This window comes from Maricaulis sp., assembly GCF_030149235.1.
Lineage (GTDB): Bacteria > Pseudomonadota > Alphaproteobacteria > Caulobacterales > Maricaulaceae > Maricaulis.
In genome coordinates this window covers 25,698-40,935 of record NZ_JASBRW010000047.1, presented here as the reverse complement: position 1 = coordinate 40,935, position 15,238 = coordinate 25,698, and the positions used below count along the sequence as shown (strand labels likewise).

17 protein-coding genes and 1 tRNA gene are annotated in these 15,238 nt (G+C 63.2%); 10 read left to right on the top strand and 8 right to left on the bottom strand.

Annotated elements, in window-relative coordinates; all coding sequences use genetic code 11:
• The 4 genes from Q1V51_RS07145 to Q1V51_RS07130 all read right to left on the bottom strand — a co-directional run.
• Positions 1–831 (bottom strand): CCA tRNA nucleotidyltransferase (locus Q1V51_RS07145; protein ID WP_300554614.1); only part of this gene is annotated, 831 nt, incomplete at its 3' end.
• Positions 831–1,151, bottom strand: a complete 321-nt coding sequence (locus Q1V51_RS07140) for a DUF6111 family protein (protein WP_300554611.1) — start codon at positions 1,149–1,151, stop codon at positions 831–833. The genes Q1V51_RS07145 and Q1V51_RS07140, both read right to left, overlap by 1 nt.
• A 3-nt stretch (positions 1,152–1,154) precedes the next feature.
• Positions 1,155–1,772: a CoA pyrophosphatase gene (locus tag Q1V51_RS07135; protein ID WP_300554609.1), complete on the bottom strand. Its 618-nt coding sequence runs from the start codon at positions 1,770–1,772 to the stop codon at positions 1,155–1,157.
• Complete coding sequence (locus Q1V51_RS07130) at positions 1,765–2,334, bottom strand: DUF1285 domain-containing protein (RefSeq protein ID WP_300554606.1); 570 nt, start codon at positions 2,332–2,334, stop codon at positions 1,765–1,767. The genes Q1V51_RS07135 and Q1V51_RS07130 overlap by 8 nt, the downstream gene beginning before the upstream one ends.
• 82 nt (positions 2,335–2,416) lie before the next feature.
• On the opposite strand from Q1V51_RS07130, the gene Q1V51_RS07125 reads away from it, so the two are divergent.
• The 7 genes from Q1V51_RS07125 (at position 2,417) to Q1V51_RS07095 (ending at position 10,767) form a co-directional block, all read left to right on the top strand.
• Entirely contained in the window at positions 2,417–3,415 is a 999-nt protein-coding gene (locus tag Q1V51_RS07125) for a MoxR family ATPase (protein WP_300554604.1), read from the top strand.
• A gap of 4 nt (positions 3,416–3,419) precedes the next feature.
• A complete protein-coding gene (locus tag Q1V51_RS07120; protein WP_300554601.1) occupies positions 3,420–4,316 on the top strand; it encodes a DUF58 domain-containing protein in 897 nt (298 codons plus the stop codon).
• Position 4,317: 1 nt separating this feature from the next.
• The gene (locus tag Q1V51_RS07115; protein ID WP_300554598.1) at positions 4,318–7,029 is read left to right on the top strand and encodes a DUF4159 domain-containing protein; all 2,712 of its coding nucleotides are present in this window, start codon (positions 4,318–4,320) and stop codon (positions 7,027–7,029) included.
• Positions 7,026–9,080 carry a hypothetical protein gene (locus Q1V51_RS07110; RefSeq protein WP_300554596.1) on the top strand — a complete coding sequence of 685 codons (2,055 nt, stop codon included), beginning with the start codon at positions 7,026–7,028 and terminating at the stop codon, positions 9,078–9,080. The genes Q1V51_RS07115 and Q1V51_RS07110 overlap by 4 nt, the downstream gene beginning before the upstream one ends.
• A 106-nt stretch (positions 9,081–9,186) precedes the next feature.
• Positions 9,187–9,885 carry a pirin family protein gene (locus Q1V51_RS07105; protein WP_300554594.1) on the top strand — a complete coding sequence of 233 codons (699 nt, stop codon included), beginning with the start codon at positions 9,187–9,189 and terminating at the stop codon, positions 9,883–9,885.
• 81 nt (positions 9,886–9,966) lie between these two features.
• Complete coding sequence (locus tag Q1V51_RS07100; RefSeq protein WP_300554592.1) at positions 9,967–10,167, top strand: hypothetical protein; 201 nt, start codon at positions 9,967–9,969, stop codon at positions 10,165–10,167.
• A gap of 96 nt (positions 10,168–10,263) precedes the next feature.
• Positions 10,264–10,767: a hypothetical protein gene (locus Q1V51_RS07095; protein WP_300554589.1), complete on the top strand. Its 504-nt coding sequence runs from the start codon at positions 10,264–10,266 to the stop codon at positions 10,765–10,767.
• A 78-nt stretch (positions 10,768–10,845) separates the two neighbouring features.
• On the opposite strand, the gene queE is transcribed toward Q1V51_RS07095, so the two are convergent.
• Positions 10,846–11,475: a 7-carboxy-7-deazaguanine synthase gene (queE, locus tag Q1V51_RS07090; protein WP_300554587.1), complete on the bottom strand. Its 630-nt coding sequence runs from the start codon at positions 11,473–11,475 to the stop codon at positions 10,846–10,848.
• Positions 11,472–12,185 (bottom strand): 7-cyano-7-deazaguanine synthase QueC, encoded by a 714-nt coding sequence (gene queC / locus Q1V51_RS07085; protein WP_300554585.1) that lies wholly within the window; start codon positions 12,183–12,185, stop codon positions 11,472–11,474. Before queC ends, queE begins: the two co-directional genes overlap by 4 nt.
• Before the next feature lie 36 nt (positions 12,186–12,221).
• Here queC and cutA point away from each other — a divergent pair, with 36 nt between their 5' ends.
• From cutA to Q1V51_RS07070, 3 genes are all read left to right on the top strand, one after another.
• Positions 12,222–12,554, top strand: a complete 333-nt coding sequence (gene cutA, locus Q1V51_RS07080) for a divalent-cation tolerance protein CutA (RefSeq protein ID WP_300554583.1) — start codon at positions 12,222–12,224, stop codon at positions 12,552–12,554.
• 95 nt (positions 12,555–12,649) lie between these two features.
• On the top strand, positions 12,650–14,275 hold the full coding sequence (locus Q1V51_RS07075) for an ATP-binding protein (RefSeq protein WP_300554582.1): 1,626 nt from the start codon (positions 12,650–12,652) through the stop codon (positions 14,273–14,275).
• Positions 14,276–14,342: 67 nt separating this feature from the next.
• Positions 14,343–14,648 (top strand): hypothetical protein, encoded by a 306-nt coding sequence (locus tag Q1V51_RS07070; protein ID WP_300554580.1) that lies wholly within the window; start codon positions 14,343–14,345, stop codon positions 14,646–14,648.
• A 58-nt stretch (positions 14,649–14,706) separates the two neighbouring features.
• Here Q1V51_RS07070 and Q1V51_RS07065 read toward each other — a convergent pair whose 3' ends face one another.
• Together Q1V51_RS07065 and Q1V51_RS07060 are read right to left on the bottom strand one after the other, a co-directional pair.
• Complete coding sequence (locus tag Q1V51_RS07065) at positions 14,707–14,958, bottom strand: hypothetical protein (RefSeq protein WP_300554577.1); 252 nt, start codon at positions 14,956–14,958, stop codon at positions 14,707–14,709.
• A 113-nt stretch (positions 14,959–15,071) separates the two neighbouring features.
• Positions 15,072–15,148 (bottom strand) — tRNA-Met (locus Q1V51_RS07060).
• Positions 15,149–15,238: the final 90 nt, after the last annotated feature.

The window sequence follows — 15,238 nt, the reverse complement described above, 5'->3', positions numbered from 1 at the left end:
TTCCGGTCCGCCATCGGCCAGCGCCACAAACCGCAACAGCGAATCGGGCGCTAATCCGTATTCTACATCTTGATCAATGATTGCGGTCAGGACTCTTAAGGATCCGTTCACTTCCAAAAGTTGCTGCAGAAGACCAAGCTCACGCATCTGCGCGAGGGCATGGCGCGGATCTGGCGCTGCGAGCAGCTTCTTCAATTCCGACCAGACCCGCTCCACCGAGAGCGTCGACAAGCCCGCCTTGAGCTCGGAAATCGCTGTCAGCGCTGCCGGATCGGCCACATCTCTGCCATACCAGGCCTGGAAGCGGAAAAAGCGCAACGCACGCAGATAGTCCTCACGGATGCGATCCCTCGCCTCGCCGACGAAAACGAAGCGCCGCGCTTCCAGATCCTCCAGACCACCGGTCGGGTCATGAATTATTCCGTGGAAATCTGCGTAGAGCGCGTTGAGCCGGAAGTCTCGGCGCTGAGCATCCTCGGCCCAGTCCTCGGTAAAGGCGACCACCGCCCGGCGACCATCGGTCTCGACATCCCGGCGCAGGCTGGTGACCTCGAAGGGCTCGCCGCCGGAGATAATGGTGACGGTACCGTGCTCGACACCCGTGGGAATGACGCGAAGGCCCGCGGCTTTGGCGGCTGCAATGACCTCCTGCGGCTTCATCTGGGTGGCAATATCGACATCAGCGACCGGAGCCCCCAACAAGGCATTGCGGACACAGCCGCCCACATAGCGCGAGGCGCCCGCCCGCGCCGTTTCAAGCGCTGCCGTCACGGCACGCGTTTTCGCACTGGACATCCAGGCATGGGTTTCGGGATCGAGGCGAGTGGTCATCACGGGCGCGCCGGCGGGTCCTCGGGCTCCTCCTCCGCATCCTCATCCACGGTCTCGTCGTCGATGAAATGCCCCGGCTGGATGACACCATCAACGAGGCGTGGCGGGACGTAGACCTGCCCCTCATGTCCAGACCGGGAACTGTCAAGAAGAACCAGCGCCACCATCACCATCATCACCAGGAATGCCCCGGCCGCCGACAATTTGAGAACCGGAGTCGGCTCAACCGGGTGATTGCTGGTGCGTTGCCAGCGCCATATCAGGAAGAGGACGAATGGCAGCAGGAAGGACGCGATCTGAAGCAGAAGAATGCGTGTCATGTTTTACCCGTATAACCGGTCGTGCAGGGATTTGAGCATGCCTGCCGTAGCCCCCCAAATATAGCGCTCCTGCCAGGGCATGGCATAGAAATAGCGTCGAACCCCCTGCCATTCGAGCGATTGGCGCTGGTGGTTGGCCGGATTCATCAGGAAGTCGTAGGGCGCTTCGAATACATCCGCCACTTCTCCCGGATCAGGCCGGAGCCGGTAACCGGGCCGGACGATGCCGACAAAGGGCGTGACGGAGAAACCGGTCGCGGTCTCATAGGCATCGAACCGGCCCAGCAAGTCGACATAACCCGGCGCGATTCCGACTTCCTCTTCCAGTTCCCGCAAGGCCGCATCCGCCGGCGTCGCATCGCCCGGATCGATCCGGCCGCCGGGGAAGCTGATCTGGCCGGCATGCTTGGAGAGATGCGCCGCACGTTCGGTGAACAGGAAGCGCGGTGCGCCATCATGCAGGATCAGAGGCGCTAGGACAGCGGCCGGGCGCAAATCCCGACCGGTCGGTGAAGGCGCTCCGTTGAGGTCGCCATCACCACGCGCCGGCACCTCACCGCCCGTTGCGACCGGATCGAGCTTGCTGCGAAGGAAATCCTCAAGCGCTTGCGTCTCAGGCATGCACGCCCCCCAGCGGGAAGAAGACACCGCCGCTCCAGACCCCGAGTTCACCGTCGTGCTCGACGGCCAGTCCGGCGAGCTCATAAAAGACGGGCCGGGTCATCAGAGCGTCCAGCCGGCCGCGCACCCGGACCAGAGGTGTCGGCTCGCCGCTCTGCGCATCGATTCGCACATCAATCGGCCGTTCCGGTCCCGCCTGGGTCAAATCACCAAAATTTGTTGTGAAGATCAGGGTTTGCTCCGGACCACCGCCGGCCGCATCGACTCGCACGGCGACAAAGGGGGCTTCCTCGACAGTGATCGAGATCTTTTCGACGGGCGTAACGAGATAATGAATGCCGTCGTCATCTTTCCGCACGATCTTCGAAAACAAACGTGTCAGACGCTCACGCGTAATCCGTGTTCCCTCATGCCACCAGGAGCCATCGCGCCGGATGACCATATCCATTTCACCGCAAAATTGCGGCTCCCAGCGATCGACGGGCGGCAGGCCCTCGCCAGCCGTCTCGGCGGCTTTCAGCAGCGACTGCAATGCGTCCGGCGTTTGCTCGTCTTCAGGCATGGACACCTCGTGTGTGCAACGTCATCCTCGACGTTTGCATCCTGGTCTATAAATCAACCGTGTGGCGAAGGAATTTAGTGCGATGACAGACAGACATGAAGCCGGTGCGGAACTTATTGCCGAAGCGGATGCAGCAACCGAACGGCTGAAAGCCGTCAAATCCTCGATTGGACGGGTGATTTTCGGCCTCGAAAACGAGGTGGACCTCTGCCTTACGGCCATCCTGTCCGGTGGTCATGCCCTGCTGGTCGGCGCACCCGGCCTGGCCAAGACCAAGCTGGTCCAGACCATTGCCATCGCCACCGGGCTCGACACCAAGCGCATTCAGTTTACCCCGGACCTGATGCCGGCCGATATCCTCGGCTCCGAAATCCTCGAGGAAAGCGATGACGGCAAACGCCATTTCCGCTTCCTCGCCGGTCCGGTCTTCTGTCGCCTGCTGATGGCTGACGAGATCAACCGCGCCAGCCCGCGCACCCAGGCCGCCCTGCTGCAGGCCATGCAGGAGGGTCATGTCACCGTCGCCGGTGAACGCCACGACCTGCCCCATCCCTTCCACGTGCTGGCGACCCAGAACCCGATCGAGCAGGAAGGCACCTACCCGCTGCCGGAAGCCCAGCTCGACCGCTTTCTGCTGCGTGTCGATATTCCTTACCCGGAGCGAGATGCCGAGCGCGCCTTGCTGCTGGCCACGACCGGCGCCGATGAGGCGGAAGCGGAAGCGATCCTCGATGCCGAAGAAATCATCAAGCTGCAGTCGCTCGTACGCCGACTGCCGGTCGGTGAGAAAGTTCTGGAGGCCATTCTCGACCTGCTGCGCCTTGCCCGCCCGGATGAAAGCGAGATCGAGGCGGTTCGTGACGGCGTCGCCTGGGGCCCTGGCCCGCGCGCCGGCCAGGCACTGATGCTGGCCTGCCGCGCACGCGCCCTGCTGCAGGGCCGTCTGGCGCCGTCCACGGAAGACGTCGCTGCACTGGCTGAACCGGTTCTGAAACACCGTATGGCGCTGTCCTTCGCCGCTCGGGCCGATGGGCACACGCTGGAGGGCCTGATCAAGACCCTGGCAGACCAGGCCGCCTGATCCCATGGCCCGCGGCGTCGACCGTCATAAGGAGGCGCAGGTCGTCAAGCTTCGCCATGAGGGCGAAGAGGCGGCTGCCAGCCTGCCAGCCCTGCTGGCCGAGGCCGAGCGTATTGCCGCGACAGTCGCCCAGGGTGTGCATGGCCGCCGCCGCTCCGGTGTGGGCGAGACGTTCTGGCAATATCGCCATCATCGCCCTGAGGACGGCCGCGCCGCGATCGACTGGCGCCAATCCGCGCGCTCGGACCAGCTGTTCGTTCGCCAGAATGAATGGGAAGGCGCCAATACGATTTGGCTCTGGCGCGATGGCAGCGCATCGATGCGTTTTGCCTCCTCCAAGCATGTCCCGCACAAGGCTGATCGCGCGGCCGTCTGCCAGATCGCGCTGGCTGCCCTGCTGACCCAGGGCGGCGAACGGGTCTCGGTTCTCGGCGAGAGTGGCATTGCGCGCACCGGTGCCCTGGGACTGGAACGCAGCTCGCGCCGTCTGGCCCTCGGCCCGGGTGCCCTGAGCTCGGTTGAAGCCCCGCATATTTCCCGCTTCGGGCGCGTGGTCCTGGCCAGCGACTTCCTTGATCCGATCGAGACCTGGCACGCCCGGCTCAGCCGCTTCACGGCCGAGGAATGCGAGGGCGTGCTGTTGCGCATCGTCGATCCGGCCGAAGAAGATTTCCCCTATTCCGGCCGCACCCGGTTTGAACCGGCAGACGCTGGGGACAGCCTGTTATTCGGCCGGGCGGAAGAAGCCCGTTCGACCTATCGACTGCGTTGGCGCGAACATGGTGAGGCTTTGGCCGAACTGGCACGCAGCCGCGGTTGGGCCCTGGTCACCCACAGGACCGACCGACCGGCCACGAGCGCGGTATTGGCGCTCTATCGAGCCCTGGCGCGGGAGGTCTGAGATGCTGAGCTTTGGACCGCTGAGTTTCGCCGCCCCCTGGGCCCTGGCCGGTCTTTTGACCCTGCCGGCGCTCTGGCTGTTATTGCGGGCGACACCACCGGCACCCAAGCGCGCGGTCTTCCCGCCCTTGCGACTGCTGCGCGATGCGCCCGACGACAATGAAACCCCGCACCATGCACCCTGGTGGCTGATCCTGTTCCGACTGCTGATCGCGGCGCTGATCATCATCGGTCTGGCCCGCCCGGTCTGGACCCCGCCTGCGGTGGAAGTGGACGACCGCCCGATCCTGATCGTGATGGATAATGGCTGGGCCTCGGCGACGGCGTGGAGCGAGATGGAGCGTCTCGCGGCGCGGCTCATTGACGATGCCGATCGCGATGGCCGCAGCGTCGCGCTGGCGATGACCGCACCGGCCATCGATGCGCCCCTTCCGCTTCGCCTGGACAGCGCGGACAGCGCCCGGCGCCTGCTCAGCAGCGCCGAGCCGCAAGCCTGGTTTGCTGACCGGGCCGCACTGGCTGAACGCATCGATGACGCCATTGCCAATGATGCACTCACCGCCCCGCTGGCGGTCACCTGGCTTTCCAATGGCCTGACCGATACGGGCGCGCGCGATCTCGCCGCGGCGCTCAACGATCTCGGCTCGGTGCGGGTCATCGAACCCGATACCGGGCGCGCACCGCTGGCTATCGACGCCCCCGAAGCCACGACAGAAGGCCTGCGCGTTACCGTCCGCCGCGCCGCCGCTGATTTGCCCATGAGCGTCGACATCGTGGCCCTGGGACAGGACGGTCGGGCCATTGCCCGCGCGCCGGCCGTTTTTGACGGCGGTTCCGGCAGCACCAGTGTGGACATCGCGCTCCCTCTGGATCTGCGCAATCGTATCGCCAGCCTGCGGGTCGATGCCCGTCCGGGGGCCGGTTCGGTTCGCTTGCTCGGAGATCGCTGGCAGCGCCCGCGCGTGGGATTGATTGAAGCCAATGCCGATGACGGACAGCCGCTCCTGTCTGACCTGCACTATGTAGAAAGTGCCATCTCGCCGGTCTCGGTTCCCTATCGCGGTGAGCTCGACACCCTGCTCGAGGAGCCTCCGGCGGTTCTGGTCATGGTGGACGATGCGCGCAGCGATGATGAGCGCATCAGCGACTTCGTCCTCGATGGCGGTCTCCTCATCCGTTTCGCCGGGCCTCGCCTCGCGGCCCGCGGCGATGATCTTCTTCCGGTCGACCTGCGCCAGGGGGGGCGCCTGCTTGGTGGCGCGTTGAACTGGGAAGAACCGCAACGCATGGCCGCCTTCGGTGCACAATCGCCCTTTGCCGGGCTGCCGGCCGATGCGAGCGCGACAATTGACAGCCAGGTCCTGGCCGAGCCGGGCAGCGCCACGCCGGACCGGGTCTGGGCGCGGCTGGAAGATGGCACGCCGCTGGTGACCGCGCAGCGCCGCGGCCGTGGCTGGATCGTACTCTTCCACGTCACTGCCGGACCGACCTGGTCCGACCTGCCCTTGTCAGGCCTGTTCCCGCGCATGCTGGAACGAGTTCTCGGCCTGGCCGAAGGCGGTGAGGTCAGCGCCTCCCTGAACGGCGCCTGGTCGGTCTCCCAGGCCCTGGACGCGGGCGGGCAATTGGCCAATCCGCCGGTCAGCGCTCGCCCGATCCCGGCCGAGGCCTTCTCGCAGACCCGTGTCAGCCCGTCGGCCCCACCAGGTCTTTATCGCCTCGGCGCCGCCGTTCAGGCCCTCAATACGGTGCCTGCCGACTTTGCCTTGGCGCCGCTGCCGCGTGATCTGCCCGGCGCCGTCTTCGCGGGCTTTGACGGTCCGCGTCCCTTCCGCTTCGAAACGCCCCTACTGGTAGGCGCCCTAATCATGATGATCCTGGATGTTCTGATCGCCCTTGGCCTGGCGGGACGATTGCGTCTGCCCTTCGGCGCCACAGCGGCGGCGGTTGGCGCGCTCTTATTCCTGCCTGTCGTGCCACACGCCGAGGCCCAGGATGCCGATGCCTACGCCCTGGAAGCCGCGCTGGACCTGCGCTTCGCCTATGTTGCCACCGGTGTCAGCGCCATCGACAGCCGGAGCCGCGCCGGCCTGATCGGCCTCAGCCAGCAAATCACTCGCCGCAGCGCCATGGAACCGGGCACACCGATGGCGATCCATCCGGAAACCGACGAGCTGATCTTCTTCCCGATGATCTACTGGCCGGTCGAGCGTGACGCCGCCGCCCTGTCTGAGGAGGCCGCCTCTCGCATCACCGCCTATCTGCAAGGCGGCGGGCTGATCATTTTCGACACCCAGGATGCCGATGTGGCTGCGCTTCGTGCCGGTGCGCCGCATCCCGGACTGATCACCATTCTCGACAGTATCGATGTGCCGCCCCTGGCGCAGATCTCGTCCGACCACGTCCTGACCCGCAGCTTCTACCTGCTGCAGGAATTCCCGGGCCGCTTCTCCGGCAGCCCGGTCTGGGTTGAAGCCAATCCGGACGGAGCGTCGCGTGACGGCACATCCGGCGTGATTATCGGGGCCCATGACTGGGCCTCGGCCTGGGCGGTGGATGAAAACGGCCGCCCGATGGCCCCGGTTGATGGCGGCGAGCGCCAGCGCGAACTGGCACAGCGCTTCGGAATCAATGTCGCCATGTATGCCCTGACCGGCAACTACAAGGCCGATCAGGTCCACATCCCCGATATTCTGGAGCGGCTCGGACAATGATGGCGACGACGATCGATTTTGCGCCGCTCATCCCGGCGCCCTGGCTCATCGGTCTCCTGACCGTGGGCTTTGTCGTGCTCATTGCCGGCGCGCTGCAGCGCCTGTCGGGCTGGCTCTGGCGCGGCCTCGCCCTGGCGGTCGTCGGTCTGGCCCTGGCCAACCCGTCTCTCGTCGAGGAAGAGCGCGACCCGCTGGCCGACATCGCCATTCTGGTCACTGACACCAGTGCGTCGATGCGCATTGGCGAACGCGAGGCCGCCGCTGATGGCCTGGCCGAGCGTATGCGGGCCGCCGCGGAGGCCGACCCGCTGCTTGACCTCGTCGAGGTGGAGGCCCGCGAGGGCACAGATGGCTCTCGTGTCTTTGACGCGCTCAACCAGGCGCTGGCCAGCGTGCCGCAGGACCGGCTCGCCGGTGTCGTCATGGCGACCGATGGCCAGGTGCACGACGCGCCAAGCGACACCGATGCGCTTAATCTGGACGCTCCACTCCACCAGGCCATGCCCGGGGACCGCAATGCCGGTGATCGCCGGCTGATCATCGAGGAAGCCCCGCGCTATGGCATTGTCGGGCAGACGGTGAGCTTCTCCATTCGTATCGAGGATGAAGCCGTCACAGGTACGGCACGGGTCGAGTTCCGCTTCGAAGGCGGCGAACCGCAGGTCCACAATGTCCCGATCGGCCGCACCATCCCGGTCAATGTCCCGGTCGAGCGGCGAGGCCAGAATGTCATCGAGATCGAGGTGGCCGCCGGACCACAGGAACTCTCCCTGATCAACAACCGCGCCGCCGCCAACGTGAATGGCGTAAGGGACCGTCTGCGCGTACTGCTGGTCACCGGTGAGCCGCACAATGGTGCCCGCGCTTGGCGTGATCTGCTCAAGTCCGACCCGTCGGTCGACCTCGTTCATTTCACCATTCTGCGACCGCCGGATCGCCGCGATACCACGCCGGTCGACGAACTGGCCCTGATCGCCTTCCCGGTCCAGGAACTGTTTGTGGAGCGTCTCGCCGAATTCGATCTGGTGATATTCGACCGCTATTACCGGCGCAACATCATGCCGCCGCTCTATTTCGACAATATCGCCCGCTATGTAGAAAACGGTGGGGCCCTGCTGGTCACAGCCGGCCCGCCCTTCGCCGGCCGGCCAAGCCTGTTCCGCACGCCCCTGGCCTCGGTTCTCCCGGTGCGCCCCACAGGAACACTGAGCGAGGGCGGTTTCACACCGCAATCAACACTGCTTGGCCTCCGCCACCCGGTCACAACCGGACTGGAAGGCGGCGGTGAGGACCCGACCTGGGGACGCTGGCTGCGCCGCATCAATGGCACCGCCCTGTCGGGCCAGGTGCTGCTCGAGGCACCGGACGGCAATCCGCTCCTCGTTCTCGATCGCTCCGGTCAAGGCCGGGCCGCGATGGTGATGTCAGATCAGACCTGGCTCTGGTCCCGCGGCTTTGAAGGCGGGGGTCCCTACGCGGAAATGTTCCGCCGCGTCGCCCATTGGCTAATGCGTGAACCGGAACTGGACGAGGAACGCCTGACGGCCAGCATCATCGATGGCGAGCTTCGCGCTGACCGGGTCACCCTGGCCGGTACAGCCCCGCCCCTGCAGGTGACCTGGCCGGACGGGCAACAGGACGTGGTCGATATGAGCGAAACCGCAACCGGCCGCTTCGCTGCTGCCCTCGAAGCGGAAGGCGCCGGCATTGTCCGCCTGCGCTCGGGCGATCTGACCACGGTCGCCGCCCTGGGGCCGCTCAACCCGCTAGAATACGCCGACCTGCGTCCCACTACCGAGGTCCTGGACCCGTTTGTCGATGCCACGAGAGGCGGTCAATACTATATCGGCGAGGGTGACAGCCTGCGCCTGCCGGACATCCGTCGCACGCGTGCCAGCGGTGACCAGGCCGGCCGCAACTGGCTCGGGCTGAAGCGCAATGAGCGCTATATCGTCCGGGCCTCGACCCAGACTCCGATCATGCCTGCCCTTCTCCTGGTCCTGATCATCGCGACGTTGATGGGCCTGGGATGGTGGCGCGAAGGCCGCTAGCGGGCATTATTTCCCGCTAGGAAACTAACAGCGTCCGACCTGCCTGTTTATCGCCAGCGACCGGCGACCTATCTCTGCCTCAACACGAAACCCAGGGAGCAAAACCATGATCGAGAAACGTTCCTTTGACAGCCTTGGCCGCTTTCAGAATGAGTGGCTGAACGCCAAACACCATTTCAGCTTCGGCAGCTATTTCGACCCGAAGCGGGTCGGATGGGGCGCACTTCGCGTCTGGAATGATGATGAAATCCAGCCGGGCGAAGGCTTCGCGCCGCACCCGCACAAGGATATGGAAATCATCACCTATGTCCGCGACGGCGCCATCACCCACCGCGATAATCTGGGCAATGAAGGCCGCACCGAAGCCGGCGATGTCCAGGTCATGTCGGCCGGGTCCGGTATCTATCACTCCGAGTTCAACCGCGAGGACGAGCTGACCCGGATCTTCCAGATCTGGATCATCCCGGAAACCTCCGGTGGTGAGCCGCGCTGGGATGCGATGGAGTTTCCCAAGGGCGAAAGCGCCGGTGACTTCGTCGTTCTTGCCTCGGGCAACCCGGAGCGCGATGGCGGGCTGATGATCCGCGCCGATGCCAAAGTGCTTGGCGCCACTGTGGAAGCCGGCAAGACCGTCACCCACGCCCTGCCCCAGGGCCGCCAGGCCTATCTGGTGCTGGCCACGGGTTCGGCGACTGTGAATGGTGAAAGCCTGAAGGCCCGCGATGGTGCTGCAATCCGCGATGTCGGCGAGATCATCATTAAAGCCGGTAACGACACCGAGCTGGTGCTGGTGGAAACCAAGTAAGCAGCAGCAATTTCGCGGCGGTTTTCATACTTCCGCAACACGAGTAGGCGAAGTCTGATGCATCGATCCCTGGAGGTTTTCATGCGCCGGCTTCGCCCGCTTGTTTTTCTGCTTTTCGCCGCTCCCGCCCTCAATGGCTGTCTGGCCATCGGTGCTGCCGGTTTGGCTGCGGATATCGCTATCGGCACTGTGGGCAATACCGTGGAAGCCGCCGTCGATGTGACCGGAGCCGCCATCGATATCGTCACCCCGGGTGATGACGACGAGGATGACGACCGCTAGGTGCGTCAACTTTCCCGCCGCTGGTCAGGTGACAGCTTGCAGCGACCTTTGTTAGCATTACCTATCGAGGGATGGGTAACGCAAACGGAGGCGCTCATGACGCGCACTATACTAGCCTGCCTTGCTGCCACGGCCGTATCTGCTGCGGCGCTGGCTGATGAACATATCGAAATTGCCCCAATCGCCTTTGGCGATGAAATGCTCGAGAAAGCCGACGAGTATGGCGAGCGCGAGCTTAACCGCTTGGCCGGTTACCTGACCGATGACCTGGAACAGGCTTTGCGCGGTATTGACATGATGGACGGTACGCGCCTCGAGGTCACCTTGCTAGACGCGACGCCAAATCGCCCGACATTCCAGCAGCTTCGTAACCGGGTTGGTCTTTCCATGCGCAGTATCGGTATCGGCGGCGCCGAACTCGAAGCGCGTCTGGTCAGCGAGGACGGCCGGGTCCTGGAAGAGTTCGATTACTCCTGGTCGTCGCACAATCTTCGGGAAGTGTACGGCGCCTCGACCTGGTATGATGCCCGCCGGGCCTTCCACCTCTTCTCGCGTCGTGTGCGCAATGAGGTCCATGAGGAATTGCGCGGCGAGTCCTGATTTTCAAAGGCTAAACTACTATGTTCAAGGGCTTGTCTTCGGGCAGGCCCTTTTGCTTGCCGCGACTTCGGACACCGATCAGGGGGCGCCGATCCACTTGTGGGTCTGCAGGCTGAGCACCCATTTGGGATGTTCAAGGCAGTACTCGAACGCCGCCTTGGCATTCTCCATCATCGCAGGCCCGTCCATGGGCTGAAGCGAGAATCGCTTGAAGTCGAGATGTTCCACATCAGCCGGTTTGATCTCGTCCTGCGGGTAGACCAGTTTGAGCTCGTCGCCGGAGGTCTGGATAACCTCGGCTTTCGCCTTGGGACTGACGGTAATCCAGTCGATACCCGCCGGGGCTTTGACGGTGCCGTTTGTCTCGACGGCAATTTCGAAACCGGCCGCGTGCAGGGCGTCGATCAGCGAGCTGTCGAGCTGCAGCAATGGCTCACCGCCGGTGCACACCACCAATGGCGTTCCGCCGCCCGGCCAGTATCCGGCCACCGTGTCGACCAGGGCTGCCGCATCGGCGAATTTGCCACCGCCGGGTCCGTCGGTGCCGACGAAATCGGTATCGCAGAAACGGCACACGGCACTTGCGCGATCCGCCTCGCGACCGCTCCACAAATTACATCCCGCAAAGCGCAGGAAAACCGCAGGCCGCCCGGCCTGGGCGCCCTCGCCCTGAACGGTGAGGAAAATCTCTTTAACGGAATAGGTCATGCCGCCTCGGTCCATTCTTGCCAGCCGCGCGCGCGCAATTCGCAGGCGGGACATGTGCCGCAGCCATGACCCCACTCATGCAAGGTGGAGCGGTCACCAGTATAGCAGGTGTGGGTTTCTCGACGGATGAGGTCGACCAGATCGGTGCCTCCAAGCTGATGCGCTAAAGCCCAGGTCGCCCCCTTGTCGATGAACATGAGCGGCGTTTCCAGCACGAGTTTGCGATCGAGGCCGAGCGACAAGGCTGACTGCATGGCGTCGATCGTTGCGCGCCGGCAATCGGGATAGCCAGAGAAATCGGTCTCGCACATGCCGCCGACCATCACGTCATGGCCGCGCCGGTAGGCCAGCGCAGAGGCGACAGTGAGGAATACCAGATTACGGCCCGGCACGAAGGTCGAGGGCAGTCCGTTTTCCTGAATCTCGATGGCGCGGTCGGCAGTCAGCGCGCTTTCGGCGATGGCGCCATAACCGGAGAGATCGATGACGAAATCCTCGCCCAGACGGTCAGCCCATTGGTCAAAACGCTCGACCATGGAACGGCGCACATCCAGCCGCGCTTGCATCTCAACGCCATGGCGCTGGCCATATTCGAACCCCACCGTCTCCACGCGGGGATATCGCTCCAGGGCCCAGGCCAGGCAAGTCGCGCTGTCCTGACCGCCGGAGAAGAGCACAAGGGCTGTATCAGGGTTCGACGTGTTGGTCATGGCGCCGTTATATAGGCGTGCTGAGGAGAGATAGCCATGCCTGCTTTCCATTGGATTTACACGACCTGGCCGGACGCACAGAGCGCCGGCACCGCCGCGCGTCGTCTTGTCGCCGACGGCCTATGCGCCTGCGCCAACATCCTCCCAGGTATGACAAGCGTCTATGTCTGGGACGGCAATCCCCAAGAGGACCAGGAGACCGTGATGATCTTGAAGGCCGACGGGGCGCAGACAGATGCGCTCAGGACCCGGTTCGTCGAGCTTCACCCTTATGAGACACCGTGCTTTGTGGTCTTGGACATTGATGAAACCCATTCCCATCGCGGCTATCTGGACTGGTTGAAAGTAAGCTCCCGTCAACCTCTGTGACAATCTCGCGATTGTTTTGTGACGCGCCGCTCGTTTAACGAAACCGAAGCCCAGTTCTGCCTATTCTACGTGCGGATGGAACTGGGGTAGTCGCTATGAGCCGCTTGGTTCGTGATGTGCTCGTCGAAGCACCAACTGTAGCGCCAACCGCGCGCGGGGAAGACGTTTACGAGTTGTTTTCCCACGATGATGACCTTCTTGTCGTCGCCGTGGTTGATAACCGCCATCCGGTAGGCCTGGTTACCCGCGACCAGTTTTTTCTGCGGATGGCGGACCGGCATGGTCGCGCGCTGTTTTCCAAGCGTCCGATCACCTTCCTGATGAATAAGGAACCTCTCATCGTCGAGGCCTCAACCCCGGTTGAGGCGCTTAACGCACGGATCGTTCGCGATCGCCCGTCTGCATTGATGGAGGGCTTCGTAGCCGTTCGCCAGGGCGAGTTTGTAGGGGTCGGAACCTCGCTCGAGCTATTCACCGCGATGGCGCGGGAATCCGAAGAGCGCAACCACAAACTCTCCGCGCTGGCAGAACAGCTTGGCCGCGCCCGCATTGAGGCGCTAGCCGCCTCCAAAGCCAAGTCGGATTTCCTGGCCACTATGAGCCATGAAATCCGGACCCCGCTTAACGGGGTACTCGGGATCGCACAATTGTTGACAGCGACGGACCTGGACGAGGAACAGACCGAGTTTGTTCGCGTTATCGATGATAGTGGCCAAATCCTCCTACGCCTGCTCAACGACATTCTGGACCTCTCCAAGATCGAAGCCGGAAAGATGGATCTGGATATTCACCCATTCAATCCGAAGCAGCTGGCCCAGGATGCTCAAACGCTATGGCAAGGGCGCGCACGAGAAAAAGGGATCACATTTACGATCGAGGTCAGTGGCGCCGAAGGACGTGAATTCAAGGGTGACCCGGTACGGCTCAAGCAGATCCTGTTTAACTTGATCGGCAATGCGATCAAATTCACAGATCAAGGCATGGTCGACGTTAGCATGGTCTTCCATGATATTGGCCGGAAACGCTCGGTGATGCGGATCGAGGTTCGGGATAGCGGCTGCGGTATTCCGCTCAGCGCGCAGGAGCGCATGTTTACCGCCTTCACCCAAGCGGACGCAGAGACCACCCGTCGCCATGGCGGCAGTGGTCTCGGCCTGGCAATCTGTAAGCGTCTGGTGGACCTGATGGGCGGAACAATTGGCTTCCGGTCGGTGGAGAATGAAGGCTCAACCTTTTGGTTCGAGGTTCCTTTGAAGGTCTACTTTGGTGAACAGACTGCCGGGAGTACTGAAGACATCGCGCACGAAGAGGAAACCGCAGTCACAACAACGCGCGTTCTGGTGGCTGAGGACAATCCGGTGAATCAGGCTGTAGCGAAGGGATTCCTCAAACTTAAAGGCCTGACAGCAGACTATGTTGAAAACGGAAAACTCGCCCTCGAGGCGGTCCAGGCGCGTTCCTACGACCTCATCCTGATGGATATGGAAATGCCGGTCATGGACGGTATTGCGGCGACCCAGGCCATCCGCGCCTTGACGTCTGAAGCCGCTACGATTCCGATCATTGCTTTGACCGCAAACGCTCTCTCCGGGGCGGCAGAGCGTTGCATCGCAGCGGGCATGAGCAGCCATGTCAGCAAGCCAGTCGAACGCGACGCCCTGTTCTCCGCCATTGACGCAGCCCTTGCCATGGACCGGCGCGAGAACCGGAAGGTCGCCTGATCGACGGATTGACAGACCTTCACCGTTTCACTCGTGCGAGGGATACGCAAACGGTAAAGGACATGCCATGCCCTACAGGTTTATCGCGATCGCATTGATGGCCGCCAGCACAGCCGCTCCGGCCTATGCCCACCCCTATCATCACACGACCCGCGAGGTCCGCGACAGGATCGAGGATGTTTATGACCGGCGCGAGGATCGCCGCGACCGGCGGGAGGATATCCGCGATGCGCGCGAGGATATCCGCGATGCCCGCCGATTTACCGGCCCGGGTGATCTGATTGAAGATTATTTCGATATGCGGGAGGATATCAGGGATGCCCGCGAGGATGTCCGCGATCGCCGCGAGGACCGCCGCGACCGACGCTATTGAGATAGGTCATTGAAGACGCCATGCACGAGCCCGGTCAACGGCCGGGCTCTTTGCTTTTCTAGCGGTCCTCAACCTCCTTGTAGACCTCGTGGGCGGCCTCGTCGAAGCCGCGACGACGGGAGATGATCAGGACGGTCGCCAGTGCGCCCCCCACCAGCAATGACAAAACAGAGCCGAGAATTAGGGCGAACCACCCATGCCCGCTCATGCCGTTCTCCGGCAGGATGCTCGCGCCCACGACGAGATAGGCAATTCCGGCAAGGATGATGATGGCTCCGGCGAAGACCGACAAAACCGTACCCGTAGACATCGGCGCACTCCTGTTCACTGCCTTGAGGATATAGGTCCACAACGGCCCAAGGGAAACGCGACAGATAGGCGCTTCACGGCGAGTTAATCTGTATTCGACTGAGAGAAGGTTGGTGGTGGCGAGGGAGAGACTTGAACTCTCGACCTCACGATTATGAGTCGTGCGCTCTAACCAGCTGAGCTACCTCGCCACACGTGTTCCCCACAAAGGGAGGATCGGCATATACGCGCACCGCCCGCGGCTGGCAAGCCGCGGGCGGTGGCTGATTTCAGTTGATCTG

Coding starts and splice junctions, on each gene's coding strand:
- Q1V51_RS07140 (WP_300554611.1), bottom strand. CDS start 1,151: ATGACACGCATTCTTCTGCTTCAGATCGCGTCCTTCCTGCTGCCATTC.
- Q1V51_RS07135 (WP_300554609.1), bottom strand. CDS start 1,772: ATGCCTGAGACGCAAGCGCTTGAGGATTTCCTTCGCAGCAAGCTCGAT.
- Q1V51_RS07130 (WP_300554606.1), bottom strand. CDS start 2,334: ATGCCTGAAGACGAGCAAACGCCGGACGCATTGCAGTCGCTGCTGAAA.
- Q1V51_RS07125 (WP_300554604.1), top strand. CDS start 2,417: ATGACAGACAGACATGAAGCCGGTGCGGAACTTATTGCCGAAGCGGAT.
- Q1V51_RS07120 (WP_300554601.1), top strand. CDS start 3,420: ATGGCCCGCGGCGTCGACCGTCATAAGGAGGCGCAGGTCGTCAAGCTT.
- Q1V51_RS07115 (WP_300554598.1), top strand. CDS start 4,318: ATGCTGAGCTTTGGACCGCTGAGTTTCGCCGCCCCCTGGGCCCTGGCC.
- Q1V51_RS07110 (WP_300554596.1), top strand. CDS start 7,026: ATGATGGCGACGACGATCGATTTTGCGCCGCTCATCCCGGCGCCCTGG.
- Q1V51_RS07105 (WP_300554594.1), top strand. CDS start 9,187: ATGATCGAGAAACGTTCCTTTGACAGCCTTGGCCGCTTTCAGAATGAG.
- Q1V51_RS07100 (WP_300554592.1), top strand. CDS start 9,967: ATGCGCCGGCTTCGCCCGCTTGTTTTTCTGCTTTTCGCCGCTCCCGCC.
- Q1V51_RS07095 (WP_300554589.1), top strand. CDS start 10,264: ATGACGCGCACTATACTAGCCTGCCTTGCTGCCACGGCCGTATCTGCT.
- queE (WP_300554587.1), bottom strand. CDS start 11,475: ATGACCTATTCCGTTAAAGAGATTTTCCTCACCGTTCAGGGCGAGGGC.
- queC (WP_300554585.1), bottom strand. CDS start 12,185: ATGACCAACACGTCGAACCCTGATACAGCCCTTGTGCTCTTCTCCGGC.
- cutA (WP_300554583.1), top strand. CDS start 12,222: ATGCCTGCTTTCCATTGGATTTACACGACCTGGCCGGACGCACAGAGC.
- Q1V51_RS07075 (WP_300554582.1), top strand. CDS start 12,650: ATGAGCCGCTTGGTTCGTGATGTGCTCGTCGAAGCACCAACTGTAGCG.
- Q1V51_RS07070 (WP_300554580.1), top strand. CDS start 14,343: ATGCCCTACAGGTTTATCGCGATCGCATTGATGGCCGCCAGCACAGCC.
- Q1V51_RS07065 (WP_300554577.1), bottom strand. CDS start 14,958: ATGTCTACGGGTACGGTTTTGTCGGTCTTCGCCGGAGCCATCATCATC.